Origin of the sequence: Flavobacterium sp. (genome assembly GCF_965657075.1) — a bacterium.
In the GTDB taxonomy this organism is placed as follows: Bacteria; Bacteroidota; Bacteroidia; order Flavobacteriales; family Flavobacteriaceae; genus Flavobacterium.
Genome location: NZ_CBFHMV010000006.1, coordinates 52,728 through 71,629 on the forward strand (window position 1 = coordinate 52,728; position 18,902 = coordinate 71,629).

Here is an 18,902-nt window from a genome sequence, read left to right on the forward strand (position 1 = left end):
TTATTTATAACAAACCGGAATAATTTCTCCTTTTGCTAAACAATATTTCTGCACTAATTCAGGACTTGTTTTTGAAGTGTAATCTACTTCTTCAACTTTAAAACCAATACTTCTTAATTTGTTAAAATAATCTCTTCCGTAGACTCTTACGTGGTCATATTGACCAAATATTTTAGCTCTTTCCTTTTCATTAACAATAGAATCATCAGAAAATGTTGCTTCTCTAGACAAATCTTGTGGTATCTGAAAAATTCCCATTCCACCTGTTTTTAAAATACGATATAATTCTTGCATGGCTTTAGTATCATCAGGAATGTGTTCTAAAACATGATTGCATAAGATTATATCGTACTGATTGTCTTCAAATGGTAAATTACAAATGTCTGCTTTTACATCAGCCAACGGTGAAAATAAATCAGTAGTGGTATAATTCAAGTTTTTTTGATTTCTAAAACGCTTATAAAACGCTTGTTCAGGTGCAAAATGCAAAACTTTTAATTTAGTTTCAGCTGTGAAAAAAGTAGTTTCATTTTGTAAATACAACCACAACAATCGATGTCTTTCTAAAGAAAGTGTACTAGGAGATAAAACATTGTTTCGTTGCGTTCCATAACCATAAGGCAAAAACATCCTAAAACTTTTCCCATCAATGGGATCAGTAAATTTATTTCCTCTTAAAATTAAAGCCAAAACTGGACGAGCAACATAACTCAAACGAATTAAGATAGGTCTTGGAATGGTATTAAGTATAAATTTGAAAAATTTCTTCATTTTGAACACGAATTACACAAATTATCACTAATTTTTTTATAATATTAATCTCTTATATTTAAGACTATCTTCTCCAAAATTCACTAATAAACCTAATTTACATTTTGAAGCGGCTAAATAATTTAATACTTGTTTTGTTTCACTTGAAGTCAATTCTTGAATTGCTTTTATTTCTAAAATTATTGAATCAAAAAGTGTATAATCAGAAAAATAATAACTTGGTAACAAAACACCTTTGTATTCAATAGTATATTTATGTTCGCGAATATATGGAATGTTGTTTATCTTGAATTCTATTTCTAAAGCATCACCATAAACTTTCTCATTGTGACCTTTTCCTAATATTTTATGTACTTCCATACATTATCCAATTATTTTAAAAGCTTCTTCCTTACATATTAATTCACTCATAATTAGTGTAAATTCGTGAAATTCGTATTAAACTAAAGTACCAAAGCCTTTTGTCTCAACCCATCTTCTTCATTACTCACAATTCCTAAAGCTTCATAAATGTAAGCAAAAGTTGATAGTAATTCAGGTTTTCCGTCAACTATAGCCACATCATGTTCAAAATGAGCACTCGGTTTGTTGTCAGCAGTGGTAATCGTCCAACCGTCTTTATGTTGTTTGATGTTTTTTGTTCCCATATTAATCATAGGTTCAATGGCTACAACCATTCCGTTAACTAATTTCTTTCCACGACCACGTTTTCCGTAATTTGGGACTTCTGGGTCTTCATGCATTTTTCTTCCTAATCCATGTCCACATAATTCTCGAACTACACCATAACCATGACTTTCACAATATACCTGAATGGCATTTCCTATATCTTCCACACGATTGCCTACTTTTGTTGCACGAATCCCTTCGTACAATGATTCCTTAGTGATTTTTAAAAGCTTTTTTGTAGCTTCATCCACTTCGCCAACCTCAAATGTGTAAGCGTGATCGCCATAAAAACCATTTTTCAAAGCACCACAATCTACCGAAATAATATCACCTTCAACTAACGGAGTTTCATTCGGAATCCCATGAACTACTTGTGTGTTTGGACTCATACATAACGAATTTGGAAATCCATACATTCCTAAAAATGCAGGTTCAGCGCCATGGTCTCTTATAAATTCTTCAGCCAGTTTGTCTAAATATAAAGTCGTAACGCCTGGTTTGATTTCTTTAGCAATCATTCCAAGAGTTTTTGAAACAATTAAAGCACTTTCACGCATTAATTCAATTTCCTCTAAGGTTTTAATAATAATCATATTCCAATTTTCAGAAAAGCAAAAGTACAATTTTCTTAACAATTGCAATATTAATGACAATATCAATTTTATTTACACAGTTTTTATCTAATAATTTTCTTTTTTAGGAGCTATCTCCAGCTATTCACTATATCTTTTTTGGTTAGTTTTAACAACTAACCAAAAAAGGATGCCGTTGCTATCTGGGCTAACACTTTTCAAACTAATTGACTTACCGTTTCAGATCGTATTTTTGTATCTTTTTGAAACTTTTTCAATTGCGTAGTTAAACCCAATTAAATTGAATATTGCGTATTCCTAAATAGATTGTAATTCAATTTGTTGTGAGGTTATTTTTTTAATTTGTCTAAATATTTGAAAATAAATGCAATAAAAAAATTTTGTATGCTATAAATGACTACCTTTGACTCAATAAAAAATATTTTAGATGAACATTTTCGTAGGAAGTCTTCCATTCAGTATTGAGGAAGCAGATTTAAGAGGTTATTTTGAAGAGTATGGTGCTGTTGATTCAGTAAAAATTATTTCTGATAAATTTACCGGAAGAAGTAAAGGATTTGGTTTCGTAGAGATGCCAAGTGATGAAGAAGCTCAAAAAGCAATTGATGAGTTAAATGGAGGTTCAATTGATGGAAGAACTATCGTAGTTAACAAATCTGAGCCAAAACCAGAAGGAGAAAGAAGAAGCTTTAACAATAACCGCGGTGGAAACGGTGGTGGTGGAAGAGGTGGTTATAACGACAGAGACAACAATAGAGGTGGAGGTCGTTTTTAATATTTCTTTAAAAACTAAGAAAATCCCGAAGTAATTCGGGATTTTTTTTTGTTTACTACTTTCTATTAGAATGGTATTATAGACGAAAAGACTATCAATGAAGTGTTAAATTCTGCTTTGTTTTTGGGCATTTTTCGTAAATTTGTTAGTATTGTTTCACTAAAAAATATAATTATGGCTTTCTATAACAAAGTAAAATGGATTTTAGGAATTTTGATTGTTTTTGTGTTAATCATGGCAACTAACTTGATTGATAGAAATAATTTTTTACAAATAAAACAATCCGTTGAAACATTATATGAAGACCGTCTTGTTGCATATGACATATTATTTGAAATGACGAATATTATTCATGAAAAAGAAGTTGCACTAGGAGACACTAAGACCAATAATTTTATTAGAGACAATAAAAAAAGGAACGAACAAATAAAAAATTTAGTTGCTCGATTTGAACAAACCAAGCTTATAACAGAAGAAAATAATCTTTTTAATAATTTAAAAAATAATTTAGATTTATTGGTCAAAAATGAATCCAATATGATTCAATCTAATTTTGTAGATATAAGCTCTGTACAAGATCAAATTTTAATAGTTAAGGAAGATTTGTATAGTTTATCAAAAATTCAACTCGAAGAAGGTAAAAATCAATTATCAATCAGCAAAAAAGCTATAGATGTTGTTGAGTTATTTACTCAAATTGAAATTTACATATTAATTTTTTTAGCTGTAATTATTCAAATCATCATTTTGTATAATCCCAAAAAACAATAGTCTTTCTCTTGCAATTTAAAAGGATTAGATTCAAACAGTAACATAAATTTATTTTTATAAATTAGGATTTGCAATAGTTCTGTACAGATTTACAGTTGCATTATAAAATTCGTTTTCTAATTTCAAAGCGTTAATTTGCGATGTTACCAAACTGTTTTCGCGAGAATTGATTAAAAACAAGGAGCTTTCTCCTAAATTAAACAACCGCTCTTCACCAGAAAGCATGGTGTTGTAGTTTTCTACCAATTGGTTGTTAATATTGATTTGCTTTTCTAAAGAGGCAATTTCTACTTGTTGCGCTTCAATTTTGTTTTTCAGGTTGACTCTTTCTGATGCTAAATCAAATTCGGTGTCTTGAACTTTTAGTTTGGCTAATTTTAATTTAGCTCGTTCCTTTCTTAAGAAAATTGGAAATGCAAAATTCACTCCCACTTTATAATCTTGAAAACGATAATTATCAAACGCACTGGGTTCAGATAAGTAGTTGTAACTTAAATCTATCTTGGGTAAAAGCATGTTTGCACTTAACTGCTGCTCGGTTTTTAGCATGTCAATTTTTGTGTTTAATGCATTTATTTTAGGATGATTATTTATGTCAAAATCTAATAAATTATTTGTTTCTAGAGTAGTTTTTATAGTGTTTTGAAGATCAACTTCTGGAAAAAGGGCTTCGTCTAATTCAATTGGGATGTTGTTTTCTAACCATAAATAATTGGACAATTCTAGTCTTGATTTTTGTAGTTTTAAGGTAGAGTTTTCTAAATTTAAACGTCTTAAATTTACTGTAATTCCGGCCTCAGTGCTATCAATTGCTGGTTTGTCGCCTTGTTCTATAAGTTTTAAAACGCCCTCATATCGAATATTGGCATTTTTAAGATAATCTTGGTATAAGACTACTTCGTTAAAGTTTTTTTTCCATTCAAAATAGGCTATTGAAGCTTTGTGTAATATTTCAATTGCTTCTAAATTTCGTTCCGCTTCGTTAAGTTGTTGTTGTAACTTTGCGTTTCTTATGTCGGCCATTCGTTGATTAATGAATAATCCTTGACCAATTGGAACCGTGATTCCCAAAGAAGTTAAACCACTATTTGGTAACGTCATGTCGGGATTTATATAAATTCCTTCGTTATTGTCAAAAGCAGCTTTTACTTCAATTCCGTACCAAGTTGGTATTTTAAAACTTCCGTTAAAAATGGTAAAATAGTTTTGATCTTTGTATTGTTTTTCGGTGTATTCTGCTTCCAATTTTGGGTCAAAAGCACCACGAGCTTGCATGAGTATGGCTTGAGCTTCATTTAATTTTAAATTAGCTTGTTTTACCAATGGATGATATTTTTTAACATACCCCAAATATTCATTAAAAGTAAATTCTTTCAAGTTTTTTTGTTGCGCTAATAGAACTGAAGTTACTAATAAGAATGCTATATAAATTATTTTTTTCATTTTTCTGAAAATCTTTTGTCTTTTGTCTGAAAATCTAAACCTTTATAAATAATCAATCCCTTTTTTTTCTAACCCTGATTGCAGCAACTACCTTGTAGTGCGTAAAGCAGGAATTGCATAGCTAGATAAAGCCCAAGCCTGCTGTTTCTATTTTTTAGCTTTATCGTTTTTAGCCGTTTGAGGTTGATAGTAATTGGGTGGAAATCCGTTTAAAGTTCTCCAAATTTCAAACCAAATTGGAACATCTTCCAATAAAGCTATGGTTTGTGTTCCTGCTCCAATACTTAATTCTTTGGGCCAAATTTTATCGTTTTTATCAGGAGCGATTAAGACTCTGTATTTTCCGTTTTCGCTGATGAAATTTTCCATGGCTACAATTTCTCCTCCAAATGTTCCAAAAGATGCTCCAGGCCAACCGCTGAATACAATTGAAGGCCAACCGTCAAACCAAACTCTAACTTTTTCTCCTTTGTGAATTAAAGGGAAATCAACTGGACTTATGTAAGTTTCTACAGCTATATCAAATTGAGCAGGCATTATGCTAACTATAGACGTTCCTTCTTTAATAGTTTCACCAAGTCCTGATTGAATAGCTCTGTTTATATAGCCATTTTGTGGTGCCACAATGTAGTACATTCCGTTTCTAATTTGGTAATTTCTATATTGGTTTCTTAGTTTGTTTACCTGTGCTTCAGTGTCATATTGTGAACTCAAAGCGGTTTGCTTGTCGCTTTGCGCTTTGGCTGTTTTTTCTGAGTATTCGGCTAAGATTCTGTTTAATTCCATTTTAGCATTTAACACTTCATTTTGTGCAGTTATGTATTTGTTTTGTTGTGAAATGATTTTTGCTTCAGTGTCTTGAAGTTTTACCCTTTTTTCTTCCACATCAGTTAGTGGTTTTAAACCTTCTTTATTTAAATTAACTGCACGATTGAATTGTGTTTTTGCAATGGTTAACTGTGTTTTAATAGCTTCATATTCGATACTGTCACTTTGAACTTTTAAATTGGCTTGTATAAGTTTATTTTGAGATTGTTTAAATTTTAAACCTCTTTCATTGTCTATAGCTCCAATTTGATTTTCTAAAGCTTGTACTTTTGAAGCATAAGAAGTAACAGAGCTTTGTTTGGCATCTACTTGTTTTCCCGTGTTTTCAACTAAATTTGGATCTAAATAATCTTCTTTAATCTCAGATATGAATAAAATGGTATCTCCTTTTTTAACATAATCACCTTCATTAACATACCATTTTTCTATTCTACCTGCAATGGCAGATTGTATGGTTTGTGGTCTTTGATTGGGTTTTAGAGTAGTAACTGAACCTTTACCAGAAACGTTTTGAGTCCATGGTAAAAATAAAAACAGCACTAATAAGATACTCAATACCCAAATGGTTTTTTTAACCATTCGATATCCTTTGTTGTCTTTAAATATTTTGGATGATTTGTATTTACTCATATCAATCCATTTGTCAACTCTATTTTCTGTGATATTTAACATGATTATTTTATGGATTTAATTTGACCGTTATCTAATGTTACGATTCTAGTAGCTTTTTCTTTCCAATAGTTTCCTTTTGCAATTACAACTAATGTCCATGGTTGTGCAGGATCAGTAAGCCAATCTATAATTTCTCCAGCAGCATATTTGTCTAATTTCTCAACAGGCTCTTCTAAAAATAGTAGTTTTGGTTTAGTGATAATACATCTAGCTAATAGTATTTTTTGAATGGTTGCAGAATTGATTCTTTTACCTTCAGAATGCATAGGTGTATCTAAACCTAAAGGTAGCGATTTTATTAAGTCTGTCAGTTTTAACTTATCTAAAATTTCCTTTACATCATTTTTGGTTACTTCTGGATTGTTGCAAGTAATATTTTCTAAAATTGTACCTTCAAAAGGACTATCATCAAGGGTAATGACTCCGATATTAGATCTAAAATTTTCTATACAATATTTTTTATAGTTGGTGTTGTTAAAAAAAATGGTACCTACTGATGGTTCTAGTAATCTTGAAAGTACTCTTAAAAATGTTGTTTTTCCAGAGCCATTTTCTCCCTGAATTAATATTCTATCTTGCTTGTTAATCGTTAAATTTATTCCGTTTAGTACAGGCATTTCGCTATCGGGAAATTGAAAAAATATATTTTTAGCTTCAACACAAACCTCATCATTTTCTATAAAATATTTTGCATCGTCATGAGAATTGTCTTTTTCGAGTTCCAAATCGACTACTGTTCCAAGTTTTTCTAAAGAAGTAGTTACATCATAAAACAATTCTAATCCGTAAAATAGTTTTTCAACTGCAGTTATTATAGTAATGATGATAATTTCTGCAGCCACAAACTGTCCAATGTTCATTTGTTGGTTTAGTACTAAAATACCTCCAATAATTAACAAACCAGCTGTAATAAGTACTTTAAATCCGGTTAATTGAATGAATTGTTTTTTTAATACATTAAAATGACTTTCTCTGTGAGTTAAGTATTCTGAAACTAGTTTATCGTTTTTATGTAAAGAAAACTCGGTTAATTTATCGTTTTTAAAACTTAAGTGATTTCTTGCTATTTCTTGAAGCCAATGTGCTACTTTATATTTATATTTGGATTCTTTTAAACTAGTTTCTAAACCATCATTAAAATTTATTTTAAAAATAATATATAATAATGCTAATAATATTATACCAAAAAAGATGAAAAATGGATGGTATAAGGAAAGTAATAATATTCCAAAAATTATTTGCAATGCAGCAGTAGAAACCTCTAAAATTAATTTTGAAAATCCTTTTTGAACTGAAATGGTGTCAAAGAATCTATTGGCTAATTCTGGTGGTGAAAAATTATACAGTTGATCAAATTTGATGCGTGGAAATCTATAGGCAAATTCAAAAGAAGAACGTACAAATATTTTTTGTTGTAAATTTTCTGTAATTCTGAATTGCATAATTTTTAATATTCCTACAAAAGCAACACCTAGCACTACAATAAATACTAAAACGATCCAAGAAGTACTAACTTGTCCGGCTTGAATGAAATTAATTATAGATTGTATACCTAACGGAATCGATAAACTTATTAATCCAGCTAATACAGCATAAATTAATAATTGATACACATCTGTTTTATCAACAGTAATTAAATTTTTAAATCTTTGTATTGGACTCATGATATAACTTTTTTAACCATATGAATATAAAAATCGGATAAACAATCTTTATCAGACAAACTAGTAATTGTTTTGAAATGTGCTTTTAAATAGTTTTGATGTAAGGTTCCTTCAATTATTGATGAAGCTAGGCTTTTGGCAAAAGGGTAATTTGGATTTACATCTTCAATCATTTTAATGATGCGATGAATGACACTTTTGTAAACCATAAAAAAGCCTTCTTTGTTTTCTTCATCTACTTCTTTGGTTAAAAGCGTTTTTGTGAATTCTGAAATGATAATTTTATTTAAAATAGATTCGTCAATGTGAGGTGTGTTATGATCATCTTCAATTTTTTGAGAAATTAATTTAATACCAACAGTTAGTTTTTCTAAAGGATCTGCAATGTTATTTGTAGCAAATACCAAATTATATTCTACCCAAGACCAATACCAAGTAGATAGATAAATTAAAAGTTTGTGTTTGTTTTCAAAATAGCGATAAATGGAACTTTCATTGGATTGAATTTTTTCGCCTAACTTTTTAAACGTAAAAGCTTCAAAACCAATTTCATCAATTAAAATGATACTGTTTTGAAGTATTTTTTTTCCTAAATCAGAAGTTTCAGGATCTTTTACATATAATTTATCGTTTATTGTTATTTTGAAATTAGTGAATAAATTTTGCATTTTTGATTGAAATTGATGGTTTGTTGATTATAAATTGATTTGAAATCCAAAATTTATATTAAGTAAATCTACGTCTTCAATTTTTATTTGATTGTCTTTCAAATCAAGATATTGTAAATTATTTAATCCTTGAACATCCAAAGGGAATTTTTTGAGCTTATTGTTGTTGAGATAAAGTGATTTTAAATTTTGTAAAAGACTTATTTCAGAGGGTATTTTTTTTAAATTATCATTTTCTAAATGTAAGGTTCTAAGATTAGGAAGCTTGGAAAGTGTCTTTATATTATCATTAAATTTAAAATTGGTTTCATTGTTTAAAAATAATTCCTCTAAAGATGTTAGCTCTTCAAAATCTGACGGTAAATTCTTAAAATCATTTCCGCTTAAATTTAATGTTTTTAGCTTTTTTAGAGAACCTAAACCTTTTGGAAGTTCTTTCAAATGTTCGTTTTCTAAACTTAAAAATTCAAGATTTTTAAATTGAGATAAATCTATATTTTCGAAATTTATTTTTTGGTTACTCAAATCTAACCTTATTACATCATTTGGATTTAAAATGGCTTTTTCAATATTTACTTCTGTTATAGAATCAGTACTAATTTTTATTTGAGAAAAAGAATTAGTAGTCATTATAAGAAGCAAAGTAAACGCAAAATAACTTATGTAATTTTTCATCTTAATTTTTTTAAAGGTTACTAATTTTTTTTAAATTTAAGAAACTAACAAACGCAATAGTTTTCAATACAAATATAATAGTAATACTATCAAATAAATGGTTTTTAACATATTTTTATTAAAAAAGGCTTTTCAAACAATGAAAAGCCTTTTTGTTGTTAAGTTTCTTTTTATTCCAAATATTGGATTTATACTTTTTTAGCCAGAAGTTATTGCTGTAAATTTATTTTTTACTAATGTTTTTTCTGTTTCGTTTTAATATTAGCGCATTTTATTAGTGAAAAATAATTTTTCATTATAGTAATGATTTACAAGTCATAGCTTCAGGTTTTTCAATACCCATCAATTCTAAAATAGTTGGTGCAATATCACCCAAAACGCCATTATTTATGTTTTTTAGTTCTTTATCTACTAAGATAATTGGTACTGGATTTGTTGTGTGAGCTGTGTTAGGACTTCCATCAGGATTAATCATAGTTTCGCAATTTCCGTGATCTGCAATAATGATTGTGGTATAATTGTTTTCTAAAGCAGTTTCTACTACTTCTTTTACACAAATATCAACAGCTTCACAGGCTTTTATTGCTGCTTCCATAACACCAGTATGACCCACCATGTCGCCATTAGCAAAATTTAAACATACAAAATCAACAGCACCTTTTTGTAATTCTGGAATTAAAGCATCTTTTAATTCAAACGCACTCATTTCGGGTTGTAAATCATAAGTTGCCACTTTTGGTGAGTTTTTAAGAATTCTGCTTTCACCTGCAAAAGGTTCTTCACGTCCGCCAGAAAAGAAAAAGGTTACGTGTGGATATTTCTCTGTTTCTGCTATTCTAATTTGTTTTTTGTGAGCTTTTTCTAATACTTCTCCTAAAGTTTCAGTGATGTTATCTTTGTTATAAATTACATGAACATTTGAGTAAGTTTCATCATAATTGGTCATCGTAACATAGTACAAATTCAATTTGTGCATGTTTTGCTCATGAAAATCTTTTTGTGATAAAGCTTCCGTTAACTCACGACCTCTATCCGTTCTAAAATTGAAGAAAATCACAACATCATCCGATTTAATTACCGAAAGTGGATTGTGATCTGCATCAGTAATCACTAAAGGTTGAATGAATTCGTCAGTTACATCGTTGGCATAACTTTCTTTTATACTTTGGACTGCGTTTTGAGTTTTAGTACCTGTTGCATTAACCAGTAAATCGTAGGCTAGTTTGACTCTTTCCCAACGTTTATCTCTATCCATAGCATAATATCTTCCAATTACAGAAGCTAATTTTGCATGGGTATTTTGAAGGTAATTTTCTAAATCTGCAATATAATTGGCACCCGATTTTGGATCAACATCACGACCATCAGTAAATGCATGAACAAACATATTTTGAACACCATCAGCTTGTGCTACATCAATTAAACCTCGTAAATGTGAGGTATGAGAATGTACGCCACCATCAGAAACTAACCCTAAAAAGTGTACCGCTTTGTTGTTCTTTTTAGCATAATCAAAAGCATCCATTAATGGTTTTTCTTGATTCATAGTTGTGTTGGCTACTGCTAAATTAATTTTTGCTAAATCTTGATATACAATTCTTCCTGCACCAAGATTCATATGGCCAACTTCTGAATTTCCCATTTGACCTTCAGGTAAGCCAACATTTAAACCGTCAGTTCTTAATTGAGCACTTGGATATTGGGTATATAGACCATCTATAAATGGAGTTTGGGCATTGTCTATTGCAGAAACTTTTGGATCAGGTGATTTTCCCCAACCGTCTAAAATCATTAAAATTACTTTCTTATTCATTATAAATTGTTTTCACAAATATAAGAAATAGTCTGCTTTAAGATTTTAAATTATAGATTTTAATACGAAATCGTTTTAGTCTTTCAGATGAAATAAGTTTACATTAAATCCAATTTTTTGCTTGATTATAATCGATGAAATAGCGAATACTTATGGAAAGGGTGTGGTTTAAATTATCTGAAAATACATTATTGAAATTTGTGCCATAATTTTTTGTGATGTTTCTGTTAAAATCGGCTGCATTGTTGCGATATAAAACGGTTGCTTGACTTCCTGGAGCGAACCACCATGAATAAGACAAATCTAAATTCCATGTATTAAAATTGGAGTTTTTGTTTTCGTTGTAAGATGTGTTTTCAACCAATCTTCCATTTTCTAATAAGTTAAAAATAGAATTGTTTTCAGCAATTGACCAATAATGTCTTACCGATAAATTGAAATTCATTTGGCTGTTGATTGAAAATTTTCCTGTCAATCGGTTGTTGATGGTATTTCTATTTCTTTGGGCGATTATAGTTTCGTTGGTGGCTGGTAAATAATCAATCCATCCAATATTATTTTTTTGTATAGAAGGATTTATGGCATAAATAAGTGAAAATTTATCGTTAAATCGATATCTTGGACTTATGGAAAAATCTAAATTAGTTCTTCCAATTTGATTGAATTTTCCAAATTCAGTATAAAAATCTAAGGCAAATTTATAATTATAATTTGTTGAAAGATTAATGTAAGCACTTTTGTATTCTGGAACAATTAAATATTGATTTTTAATTCTAGGTTCGTAATAATCATAATTTTCAAAAGCCCTAATATTAAAACCTGCTCCAAAATAATGATTTTTTTTATCTGTAGTATTTATGTTAACATTAAAATTATTGCTCTGAATGTAATTGGATGTATTGTTAAATTCAAAATAATTACTAAAATTAACTCTAAATGAATTGAAAACTTTGGTTGGTTTTAAAATTCGATAACTCAATGAACTAAAAAAATCGTAATAATTGGTTTGAAAATTAATTCCTAAATCGTTATTGTCATAGGTATCAGAAACATAATCAGCTCCTAAATTATATCTAAATTTACCCGAAGTTTCTGCAAAATATATTGAAGAATTAAATCCAGTTGAATTATTAACATCATAAACATTACTCATGGTTACTTTTCCTGCCAAATTGTAAGTGTTGGCTTTTGTATTTAAATCGAAAAGTAATCCCGTAACATTGGCATCTCTAAAATGTCCATTTCTGGAAACATTTGTATTGATTAAAGTCACCGATGAATTTTGATTAAATCTTTGATCCAAAACAGTTACATTATAATTGGTTAAAGGCGAAACAATTTCTTTTCGTTCTTCAATCACTACTTCGTTGGCACTGTTGGTGAATTTTTTTTTAATGGTGACTAAAGTTTCTTTGGTTATTGCATTTAAGAAGCCAATTCCTAATCCATTATTGTTTCTACCCGAAATTTTTACTGCATTTAATAAATTCACGCTAGTTGGAAAGTCATCTATGGTCTCGTTTTCAGCTAATTCTGGATAAAATTCAGGAGCACCACCAATTCTTCTAGAATACAACAAATCACCTTTGCTGAACAAATCGGTTCCTTCTGTAAAAAACGGTCTATTTTCATTAAATTGTTGTTCAAAAGGACCAAGGTTAAGAACCACATTATCAAACTTTGTTTGTCCAAAATCTGGAACTAAAATAGCATCTAAAGTAAAGGCATCATTTATTCCATATTTAACATCTAAGCCGCCTTTTAAAGTGAGTGTAGTTTCTTCTTTATTCGCATTTAGATATCCAGAAGCGTAAGGAATAAAAAATAATCGAGTAGGAGTAGTTATTTTTTCAATTCCGTTCAAAATTCCTGCTTGTTGTGAAAACGCACCAATTTGATTATCAATAGGATTCCAAGTATATTTTTGTCTGTTTCTTCGGACTTCTCTGAAGAAATTTAATCCCCAAGTTTGAATGTCTTTGTTAGGAAATCTTAAAGCGGCATAAGGTATTTTGATTTCTAAATTCCAACCAAAATTAGTTATTTTGACATTACTTTCCCAAATCGCATTCCAAGAATAATCTTCTCCATATTGAGAAGTAAAATTACAATCCGCTTGCCCATTGGCAGCTGAAACATAAAATTGAAAATCTTGTTGACCGTCATTGTAACCATTTATAAAAACACCAAACAAATCACTGGTTCCAAAATCATCTCTTTCGGTAATTTCTTTTAAAATTTTGTCAGGTTCACTATCATAAAGCGAAGCACCTATATAAATAGCTTCATTATCATAAATTATTTTGACTTCTGAACGTAATTCGTTTGGAATTGGAGTTCCGTTTTTAGGTTCAAATGAGATAAAATCTTTTGCTATATCAGCGTTTTTCCAACTATCTTCATCTAAAATACCATCAATTTTAATAGAAGAGTTTGTTTTTTTTGCATTTAAAATCTTTTTTTCAATGACTGCTTTTTCGTCTTGAGACCATGCATTTTGAAAAATGAAAACACAAAAAATTACCTTAAAATACTTCATGAGGAAAAATAGAATGAATTGAAAAACAAGCAGTTTTTTTGCTTAATTCCTAATTAATGAAGCAACAAAATTAATTTAATATTTTTTTCGTGTAAGTTTTTAAGAAAATATTAACCCAAAATTATGATTTCTATTATTTGTTAAACCAACCGGCTGCCTTGTTATAATCTAAATAATATCTAACACTTATTGAAATGGTATTGTTAGGGTCATTAGAGAGTGCATTTTTAAAATTTTCAACAAATTTAGTATTGAAAACTCTTTCGTTGGTTAAGGAATTATTACGATATAATACGGAAACTAAACTTCCTGGAGCAAACCACCAAGAATAAGACAAATCAAAATTCCAGATTTTTCTATTGAGATTTTTGTTTAAATTGTAATTTGAATTTGAATCAAAATAACCATCATTTCGTAAAGTTAAAAAATCATTATTTAAAACATGCGCCCAATAATATCTTACTTTTAGGTTGATATTCATTACATCCGAAATGGAATATTTAGCGTTGACCGTGTTTTTAATAATTTTTACATCTCTTTTGGCATAAATAATAGCATCATCAACATAATCTACTAAGCCAATATCATTTAACCTTTTTGCACCTCTAAATCCTAATTGAAAATAAAGTTTGTTGTTGAATCGGTATTGTTGAATGAAATCTAAACCTATAGTGTTTCTTTTGTCTTGATCATATTTTGTAAAATTTGAGCCCAGACTAAAACTGTATTTTCGATTATTATTGGAAACTATAACACCATCAACGCGATATGATTTTGGATTGTAATTAAACCTTCCATCAATACCAGGAAAATAAAAATCAAAAGTTTCGAACGGATTTACAGTTACACCTATATTTAAAGCATCATTTTTCAAGTTATAAAAGTTGGTGTCTAAATCAAATTCACCCGTTTGAAGTTTTCCTGTTGTGTTTTGAAATTCAGTTAATAAAGAAGATTGTATTACTATTGAATTAAAATTTTTGGTAGATTTTAAGGTTCTAAAACTCGCATCACTTTTAAAAGTATAATAGTTATTTGTAAAAATTATACCTAAATCGTTGTGATCGTAATCTTTGGAAATATAACCTGTTCCAAAACCATATTGAAATTTACCTTTGGTATCGGCAAAATTTATAGTAGAATTTGTGCCTCTTTTGATTTCTCCATAAGCATTTACATAGCTGAATTTAAAATCGCCAAAAAGTTTGTAACTGTTCGACTTTGTATTTAAATCATAAACTAATCCCGAAACGTTTGCATCTCTACCAAAACCATTTCTAAGTACATTGGTATTAATAAACGAAACGGATGAGTTGCCTCTAAATCTTTGATCTAGTACAAAAACATTATAATTAGCCAAAGGTTCAACTACTTGGTCTCTTAAATTGTCGTTGTCAATGTTTATAATTTCAGCAGATGTTTTCTCGGTAACCGCATTTAAAAATCCAATTCCCAAGCCTTTTTTGGTTCTTCCAGATATTTTGGTGGCATTAATCAAATTAACGGCACTTGGAAATTTATTAATATCTTCATTGTCTGGAAGTGAATAATAAAGTTCATCAAAACTTAGTGCAGGTTCACCACCAATTCTTCTTGAATAAAACATATTACCTTTATTAAACAAATCTGTTCCTTCGGTAAAAAATGGTCTGTAATCAATAAATTGTTGTTCAAATGGACCAAGAACAAGTCGAACGTTATCAAAAGTGACTTGACCAAAATCGGGTACCAAAATAGCATCTAAAGTAAAGGAATCGTTGATACCATATTTAATATCCATACCAGCTTTGAATTGATTTTCATTTCCTGAATCGTTATTGGTATGGTAATAGGATGTGTAAGGAATAAAAAACAATCGTGTTGGTGGTTCAATTTTTTCAATTCCTTCCAAAATTCCAGCTTGAACTACCTCGTTGGTTATGTTGCTGTTGATGAAATTCCAACAATAACTGGTATTATCTTTATTGATATCTCTAAACATGTTTAAACCCCAAGTTTGGACTTCTTTATCAGAAAAACGTAAAGCGGCATAAGGAATTTTAAATTCGGCAACCCATCCGTATGATGTGATATTTACTTTACATTCCCAAATAGCATCCCAAGAATAATCTTCTCCTTCAGAAGTAGTAATAGCATCCAATTGAACGCCAGCCGCACTAATAAAAAAACGGTGCTCTAATTGGTTGTCATTAAATCCATTAAAAAAAACGCCAAAATGATCAGAAGCTCCAAATTCATCTCTAAGTTTAATTTCTTTTAAAACATTATTGGGGTCATCATACATTGTAGCACCAACATAAACAGCTTCATCATTGTATAGAATTTTTACTTCTGTTTTTTTGTTAGGGTTTTCTGCTTCGCCATTGTTTGGATAAAACATAATAAATCATTAGCAATTGGAGCATCTTTCCATTCATTCTCGTCTAAGATTCCATCTAAATTTACTGAGCTGCTTATTTTTTTAGCTCGAGTAGTTTTTTTAGAGGATTGTGCATTGATATTGTTTGTATTAATTAACAATAAGATGAAAGTGAAAATTAAAGATAATTGCTTCATAAGCTGCTGATTTTTGTGCAATACTATTTCTGTTTTTTGTAATATGCAATAATATAAAAAAATTTACGTTTAAACAGTCTGATAATTACGGTAAAACCGTATTTTTTTGATTTTATGTTACTATTTTTTTGTGGTCTTAAAATTAAATTTACTTTTGCAATCCATAAATATATTAAAATCAATGTTTTATAAATTTTTCACCCTCGTTTTTCTAACTTTTTTAATTGCTACAGAGAATAAAAATTTTGAAAACAAACAGGAAAATATTATTTTGAAAAATAAAGATGTAGCTATTCATGTTGTGTCAAGTAAAGTAGAACAACAGTTTCATACTATTTTTTCGGATACCAATAATTTACCTTCTTTTGAATGTTTTGATTCAGCTTTAAAAGGGTTCAACAAATTAAAGAATAAAAAAGAAATAGAAAATACATTATTAACTATAATTGATTTTAGTTTTTCATCAAATAAAAAAAGACTTTGGGTTATAGATTTGGCTAAGAATACCGTTTTATATCATACTTTAGTAGCACATGGTAAAAATTCGGGTGAAGAATTTGCTACAGAATTTTCTAACAAACAAGAATCCTATAAAAGTAGTTTAGGTTTTTATTTAACCGGAGAACTTTATGAAGGAAAACATGGAAAATCTTTAAAATTAGACGGTATTGAAGAAGGAATTAACGACAATGCAAGAAATAGAGCTATTGTGATTCATGGTGCTGATTATGTAAGTCAAAACTTTATAAACAATAACGGACGATTGGGAAGAAGTTTAGGTTGCCCTGCTTTGCCAGTAGAATTGAATGGCGAAATTATCGAAAAAATAAAAAATAAATCATTGATTTTTATTTATCACCCTTTAAGAAATAAATCAATTAAAAATAGATTGACTTCTTAATTTTTGATACAATGCATCATCATAATTATAGACATCTTTTCTGGTATGAAATACATTATTTTGTATCCAAAAGGTAGTGTAAAACTGATAGATTTTAATAGTTTTAGTTAAGCTAATTGTTCTCTTTTCGGCCCTTTTGATGATAGAATCAATTTCAAAATCTTTCCATTTTTCTTCGTTTTCTTTCATTAAAACTGACTTTGAAAATGCTAATGGATCTTCAATTCTTACACAGCCAGAACTTAGAGCTCTATTGCTTCTGTCAAAGTAATCCCTGTGATTGGTGTCATGAAGAAATACGGAATATTTATTGGCAAAATTAAACTTTACTAATCCCAAAGCGTTATCAATTCCTGACGATTGAACGTATCGATAAGCATTGTAATTTTCAGGATTCCAATCTTTAGGATCTACAATATTTCCTTTGTTGTCTTTTATTGTGATTCTAGATGCAGCAAAGTAGCCTCTATTTTTTTTAGCTTTTGGTGTCATGTCTTCTTTTACAATCGTAGGCGGCAGTGTCCAAGTAGGATTGAAAATTAAATCAGAAATTCTTGAACTTAAAACTGGTGTTTTTCGTTTTACAGTTCCAACAACAGTTCTTTTGGTGTCTATGGTATCTCCTTCAAAAATAAAGTGTACCTTAAAATCGGGTATGTTCACAAAGAGGCAAGTGTTGCTTATGTTGTCAGGATACCATTTGGCTCGTTCCATGGCAATTCTTATTTTTTTGAGAAGACTTTCTTTAGAAATGTTTAAAGCATTGAATGTGCTGTTTCCAATTACTCCATCAGCGGAAAGTCCTTGGCTTTCTTGAAATTTTTTGACGGCATTAAATGTTGAATTATCATATAATGTAGATTCGTCATTTTCTGTTATAAAGCCAAAATATTTTAATTTCCTTTTTATTAAAGGTATTGAAGTGTGAGTTTCATTTAGAACAATTTTAGAAGCTTTTGGAATTAAGGAAAAAGCTTCATTAGGAAATTCTTTGTATTTTTTTAAATTTTCTTTTAAGATTATGTATGAATTATTTTGGGCTGTATGATCTTTTAAGAAAGATTTTATTTTTTCATTATCAATTGCGTTGGCTAATTGGTTAATCTCAATTGCGTTTCTAAATGGAACATCCCAATCGGAATACATTTCCTTAGGGTTTATTATTCCGCGTTTTAAATGATTGGACAAATTATTAAAAGCCTTACTCAAAAAGATATCATACTTTTCAAAATCGAAGTAGTTCAGTTGATTTCTGTTTTTTTCAAAAGATTTTAATTTTTCTAACTCATAATTTTCAACAAATAATCCGTCTTCTGAGCATTTGCTTATGCTTTCCAATAAATCTTTTCTGTTTTTAGAACTGCTCCAAATGATTTTATTGTCGAATTTTTTATATAAATTTTGAATTTTCTCAGGCAATTTCAGTACAATAGAATCATTAATTACATTGTTGATTGAATCTTTATTGATGGTAATTTGTTCAACCTGTTCTATTACAACTTTGTCTTTTTTACAGCTTACGACAAAAAGACACGGAATCAATAAATAGCATAATTTTTTCATA

General features: G+C 29.4%; 16 protein-coding genes. 3 read left to right on the plus strand and 13 right to left on the minus strand.

Going from position 1 to position 18,902, the window contains the following annotated elements; all coding sequences use genetic code 11:
- From ACTF56_RS05920 to map, 3 genes are all read right to left on the minus strand, one after another.
- Complete coding sequence (locus ACTF56_RS05920; protein ID WP_438965987.1) at window positions 1-771, minus strand: class I SAM-dependent methyltransferase; 771 nt, start codon at window positions 769-771, stop codon at window positions 1-3.
- Window positions 772-807: 36 nt separating this feature from the next.
- On the minus strand, window positions 808-1,131 hold the full coding sequence (locus ACTF56_RS05925; RefSeq protein ID WP_438965988.1) for a GxxExxY protein: 324 nt from the start codon (window positions 1,129-1,131) through the stop codon (window positions 808-810).
- An 83-nt stretch (window positions 1,132-1,214) separates the two neighbouring features.
- The gene (map, locus tag ACTF56_RS05930) at window positions 1,215-2,033 is read right to left on the minus strand and encodes a type I methionyl aminopeptidase (protein ID WP_438965989.1); all 819 of its coding nucleotides are present in this window, start codon (window positions 2,031-2,033) and stop codon (window positions 1,215-1,217) included.
- Window positions 2,034-2,460: 427 nt separating this feature from the next.
- Between map and ACTF56_RS05935 the strand changes: the two genes are divergently transcribed.
- Both ACTF56_RS05935 and ACTF56_RS05940 read left to right on the plus strand, forming a co-directional pair.
- Entirely contained in the window at window positions 2,461-2,808 is a 348-nt protein-coding gene (locus ACTF56_RS05935; protein WP_438965990.1) for an RNA recognition motif domain-containing protein, read from the plus strand.
- A 174-nt stretch (window positions 2,809-2,982) separates the two neighbouring features.
- Window positions 2,983-3,579, plus strand: coding sequence for an MCP four helix bundle domain-containing protein (locus ACTF56_RS05940; RefSeq protein ID WP_438965991.1), 597 nt, complete (start codon window positions 2,983-2,985; stop codon window positions 3,577-3,579).
- A gap of 54 nt (window positions 3,580-3,633) precedes the next feature.
- Here the strand turns inward: ACTF56_RS05940 and ACTF56_RS05945 are convergent, their stop codons facing one another.
- The 9 genes from ACTF56_RS05945 to ACTF56_RS05985 all read right to left on the minus strand — a co-directional run bounded on the left by ACTF56_RS05945 (window position 3,634) and on the right by ACTF56_RS05985 (window position 16,437).
- Window positions 3,634-5,022 carry a TolC family protein gene (locus ACTF56_RS05945; protein WP_438965992.1) on the minus strand — a complete coding sequence of 463 codons (1,389 nt, stop codon included), beginning with the start codon at window positions 5,020-5,022 and terminating at the stop codon, window positions 3,634-3,636.
- Between the two features lie 147 nt (window positions 5,023-5,169).
- Complete coding sequence (locus ACTF56_RS05950; protein ID WP_438965993.1) at window positions 5,170-6,522, minus strand: HlyD family secretion protein; 1,353 nt, start codon at window positions 6,520-6,522, stop codon at window positions 5,170-5,172.
- 2 nt (window positions 6,523-6,524) lie between these two features.
- Entirely contained in the window at window positions 6,525-8,186 is a 1,662-nt protein-coding gene (locus ACTF56_RS05955) for a peptidase domain-containing ABC transporter (protein ID WP_438965994.1), read from the minus strand.
- Window positions 8,183-8,854, minus strand: coding sequence for a TetR/AcrR family transcriptional regulator (locus ACTF56_RS05960; protein ID WP_438965995.1), 672 nt, complete (start codon window positions 8,852-8,854; stop codon window positions 8,183-8,185). Before ACTF56_RS05960 ends, ACTF56_RS05955 begins: the two co-directional genes overlap by 4 nt.
- Before the next feature lie 27 nt (window positions 8,855-8,881).
- Window positions 8,882-9,529, minus strand: coding sequence for a leucine-rich repeat domain-containing protein (locus tag ACTF56_RS05965; protein WP_438965996.1), 648 nt, complete (start codon window positions 9,527-9,529; stop codon window positions 8,882-8,884).
- A gap of 295 nt (window positions 9,530-9,824) precedes the next feature.
- Complete coding sequence (gene gpmI / locus ACTF56_RS05970; RefSeq protein ID WP_438965997.1) at window positions 9,825-11,342, minus strand: 2,3-bisphosphoglycerate-independent phosphoglycerate mutase; 1,518 nt, start codon at window positions 11,340-11,342, stop codon at window positions 9,825-9,827.
- Between the two features lie 103 nt (window positions 11,343-11,445).
- Entirely contained in the window at window positions 11,446-13,881 is a 2,436-nt protein-coding gene (locus ACTF56_RS05975) for a DUF5916 domain-containing protein (RefSeq protein ID WP_438965998.1), read from the minus strand.
- Window positions 13,882-14,014: 133 nt separating this feature from the next.
- A complete protein-coding gene (locus ACTF56_RS05980) occupies window positions 14,015-16,261 on the minus strand; it encodes a DUF5916 domain-containing protein (RefSeq protein ID WP_438965999.1) in 2,247 nt (748 codons plus the stop codon).
- On the minus strand, window positions 16,207-16,437 hold the full coding sequence (locus tag ACTF56_RS05985) for a hypothetical protein (RefSeq protein ID WP_438966000.1): 231 nt from the start codon (window positions 16,435-16,437) through the stop codon (window positions 16,207-16,209). The genes ACTF56_RS05980 and ACTF56_RS05985 overlap by 55 nt, the downstream gene beginning before the upstream one ends.
- Before the next feature lie 271 nt (window positions 16,438-16,708).
- On the opposite strand from ACTF56_RS05985, the gene ACTF56_RS05990 reads away from it, so the two are divergent.
- Window positions 16,709-17,338, plus strand: a complete 630-nt coding sequence (locus ACTF56_RS05990) for a murein L,D-transpeptidase catalytic domain family protein (RefSeq protein WP_438966001.1) — start codon at window positions 16,709-16,711, stop codon at window positions 17,336-17,338.
- Here ACTF56_RS05990 and ACTF56_RS05995 read toward each other — a convergent pair.
- Entirely contained in the window at window positions 17,312-18,901 is a 1,590-nt protein-coding gene (locus ACTF56_RS05995) for a L,D-transpeptidase family protein (RefSeq protein ID WP_438966002.1), read from the minus strand. The genes ACTF56_RS05990 and ACTF56_RS05995 overlap by 27 nt on opposite strands.
- Between the last annotated feature and the right edge of the window lies 1 nt (window position 18,902).